This window comes from Streptomyces beijiangensis, assembly GCF_017315755.1.
GTDB lineage: Bacteria > Actinomycetota > Actinomycetes > Streptomycetales > Streptomycetaceae > Streptomyces > Streptomyces beijiangensis.
In genome coordinates, this window is sequence record NZ_JAFLRJ010000500.1 from 1 (window position 1) to 357 (window position 357).

The 357-nt window shown below is 78.2% G+C and carries 1 pseudogene; it reads right to left on the reverse strand.

The annotated features are described in order from the left end of the window. Window positions 1-357 (reverse strand): annotated as a pseudogene (locus tag J0695_RS35955) (serine protease); the annotation flags it as partial.

Below are 357 nucleotides of genomic sequence, written 5' to 3' on the forward strand. Positions count from 1 at the left end.
GGCCCGGAAGGCGGCGAGTACGGGTTCGGGGTGGGTGGGCAGCGCGACGGCCGCGGAGGACGCGGAGAGCCGGCCCGAGGCGAGGAGGAGCAGCGCGCGGGGCAGATAGCGGGTCCTGGTCGCCGGATCCCGTACGAGAAGGGCGAGCGCGGGCCCGTGCAGGGTGGTGTGGGTGGTCCGGCCCAGGAGGGCCAGGGCGGCGTACCTGAGCAGCTCGCGGTCGGCGCCGGTGGTCACATGGGGGGCGGCGATCAGCCCGTGCACGGCCGCGGCGAGCAGCCGGTCGGGGCGGTCGTCGTGCGCCCAGCGGTCGACGGCCCGGCAGAGGGCCGGGGTCTCGTCCTCGGCGAGGGCGGC